At 66.3% G+C, this 1,969-nt stretch carries 3 protein-coding genes; all 3 read left to right on the top strand.

Features of this window, described 5'->3' with window-relative positions; all coding sequences use genetic code 11:
• The coding region (locus ACO1BU_RS37080; protein WP_424140858.1) for a hypothetical protein at window positions 1-269 on the top strand (269 nt) is incomplete at its 5' end.
• Window positions 266-415, top strand: a complete 150-nt coding sequence (locus ACO1BU_RS37075; protein ID WP_424140857.1) for a hypothetical protein — start codon at window positions 266-268, stop codon at window positions 413-415. The genes ACO1BU_RS37080 and ACO1BU_RS37075, both read left to right, overlap by 4 nt.
• Before the next feature lies 1 nt (window position 416).
• Entirely contained in the window at window positions 417-1,355 is a 939-nt protein-coding gene (locus tag ACO1BU_RS37070) for a YqaJ viral recombinase family protein (protein ID WP_424140856.1), read from the top strand.
• Window positions 1,356-1,969: the final 614 nt, after the last annotated feature.

The raw sequence follows: 1,969 nt of genomic DNA, 5'->3' as shown, positions 1-1,969 counted from the left end.
AGCGCCAAAGACGAGATGGAGTACCGCGCATGAGCCGGAGGAAGGTCGAAATCCGGACGTGCGATCGATGCGATGCGCGGCAGGAGGTGAAGGAGGCGCACCAGGGCTATGAGTGGGCCATCATCGCCGCAGCAGAGCACAACGGCCCTAGCGCCATTGGATCGTTCAAGCCCGAGGGCGCCAAGGATATCTGCCCGGCATGCATGAGGGATCTCATGCGCTGGTGGGAATGCGGCAAGACCGTCGCCGCCACGGAGGCCCGCGCATGACCAGCCGAGGGTATGTCTGGAACCGCCACCCCTCCTGGACCATCTGGGGCGCCCACGAGCGCGACCGCATCCGCCGTCACCGCCGCCTCATCCGGGGCGCCACCATCGCCCTCCTGTTCGTCGCTCTGGCCGTCGTGGGAGGGTAGCATGCCGCTGTTTCCCATCCCCGACGACAAGGACGCCTGGCACGCGATCCGCGCGCAGCACATCGGTGCGTCGGAAGTGGCCACGCTCTTCAGCGTGCAACCGGAATACATGCCCGGCCTGTTTGCGCTTTGGCAGGTGAAGGCCGGTCGCATCCCGCCCGAGAACGTGGACAACGCCCGTACCCGCGCTGGCCTTGCGCTGGAGGAGGCGATAGCTCTCCTCGCTGCTGAGCGTGAGGGCTGGAAGGTGCAGCCGGGCCAATACGCCAAGCGTGGGGGCCTCGGCGCGACGCTGGACCGCATCATCGCGGAGCCGGGCCCGAACGACACCGACTGCAGCGGTCCCGGCGTTTTGGAGCTGAAGAACGCGGACTGGCTGATCCATAAGCGCGAATGGGGCACCGAGCCGCCGAGGCATATCCTGCTCCAACTCCAGGCTCAGATGCTCGCCAGTGGCTTCACTTGGGGCGCCGTGGCCGTGCTGGTCGGCGGGAATGACGTGCGGATCTATCGCTACCGGCCGCGGCCCCGCATCCAGGCAGCCATTGCGCAGCGGGTGGATGCTTTCTGGGCCAGCGTGAAAGCCGGGCGTGTGCCGAACGCGGATGGGTCCGACGGGACCTGGCGCGCGCTGCAGGTGCTCGAGCCCGAGATCGTAGACGAGGAGGCGGATCTTACCGCCGCCGCCGAAGAGGCTGCCGCCTGCGCTGCCGCCCTGGCTGCGGCCCGGCAGGCAAAGCGCGATGCAGAGAAGCGCGAGGGCGAGGCTCGTAACCGCCTCGCGCAGCTGCTGGGCGGCCATCGTTGGGGCCGTGCCGGAGACTTCCTCATCAGCGCCGCCGAGGTGGCGGCCGTGCCGGATCGCGAGGCGAAGCCGGGCGAGATCATCAAGGGGCGCGCAGGCTCGCGCCGCATCATCGTGAAAGAGGTGACCGCGTGAAGCCGGGACCGCGCATGAAGCCACGAACCCCCGAATGGTTCGCCGAACGTTGCCTTCCAGAACCCAACTCGGGTTGCTGGCTCTGGACTGGTCCGGTGAACTCGCAAGGCTATGGCAACGCAGGAATGGGCAGGGGCAAAACGGTATGCGCCCACCGCCTCTCCTACGAGGTGCACAAAGAGCCTCTTTCAAGGACAGTCGTGCTTGATCACCTCTGCCGTGTTCGCTGCTGCATCAATCCGCAGCATCTTGAGCCTGTTACGCAGCAGGTGAACATCCTCCGTGGGGCTAACAGCGCCCTTCGACCGTCTCGATCGCATTGCTTCCACGGCCATCCGCTTACGCCGCGCAGTTTCTACCGGAGCCCTCGCGGTCAGGTGGCCTGTCGAATTTGCAACTGCGAACGCGCGCGCCGCTACGCGCTCCGGAAATCATCTAGGAAGGCAGAGGGGAATTCCCTGTGAGCATGACCACCACCAAGCCCCCTGCCCCGCAGGAAGTGCTGAAGAAGCAGCTCCAGCAGATGGGCCCTGCACTCCAGGGCGCGCTCCCCAGCAACGTCCCGTTGGAGAAGTTCCGCAATGTCGTGCTGACGGCGGCAAACCAGAATGCGG

It is taken from the genome of Roseomonas chloroacetimidivorans (assembly GCF_049629625.1).
Taxonomy (GTDB): Bacteria; Pseudomonadota; Alphaproteobacteria; order Acetobacterales; family Acetobacteraceae; genus Roseomonas; species Roseomonas chloroacetimidivorans.
This window is presented reverse-complemented; position numbering and strand designations above follow the sequence as displayed.

What these genes read in the sequence shown, in the direction of transcription:
- ACO1BU_RS37075 (WP_424140857.1), top strand. Translation starts at nt 266, where the DNA reads ATGACCAGCCGAGGGTATGTCTGGAACCGCCACCCCTCCTGGACCATC.
- ACO1BU_RS37070 (WP_424140856.1), top strand. Translation starts at nt 417, where the DNA reads ATGCCGCTGTTTCCCATCCCCGACGACAAGGACGCCTGGCACGCGATC.